The organism is Pseudomonas sp. NPDC087346, from assembly GCF_044744235.1.
Classification (GTDB): Bacteria; Pseudomonadota; Gammaproteobacteria; order Pseudomonadales; family Pseudomonadaceae; genus Aquipseudomonas.
The window spans coordinates 1-539 of sequence record NZ_JBIUXX010000183.1 but is presented as its reverse complement, the minus strand read 5'-3'; the positions used below and the strand labels follow the sequence as shown (position 1 = coordinate 539).

The window sequence follows — 539 nt, the reverse complement described above, 5'->3', positions numbered from 1 at the left end:
GGAAGAACTCGGCCATCATGATGCGGATGACGTCGACCTTCTCAGGCACCTTGATGCCGGCCAGCTTCTCGACCGAGAGCACGTACGGCAGGTTGTTCATCACGCCGCCGAGGTAATCGATACGGTCGGTGTACGGGATGAAGGAGTGCCAGGACTGACGCTCGGCCATCTTCTCGGCACCACGGTGGTGGTAACCGACGTCAGGCACGCAGTCGACGATCTCTTCGCCGTCCAGTTGCAGAATGATACGGAACGCACCGTGAGCCGAAGGGTGGTTCGGGCCCAGGTTGAGGAACATGTAGTCCTCGTTCGTGCCGGAACGCTTCATGCCCCAGTCTTCAGGACGGAAGCGTGCGGCTTCTTCCTCAAGCTGTTGCTTGGCCAGGTTCAGGCTGAACGGATCGAACTCGGTCGCACGCGCCGGGAAGTCCTTGCGCAGCGGGTGACCTTCCCAGGTCGGGGGGGGGGGGGTGGGGGGGGGGTGGGGGGGGGCGTTGTATTGGTGGCGGTGGGTGTAGGGGAGTAGAAAATGCTAAAAG

1 pseudogene is annotated in these 539 nt (G+C 62.0%); it reads right to left on the bottom strand.

From position 1 onward, the window contains the following. Positions 1–466: pseudogene (locus tag ACIOZM_RS31945) on the bottom strand (NADH-quinone oxidoreductase subunit C/D); the annotation flags it as partial. Positions 467–539: the final 73 nt, after the last annotated feature.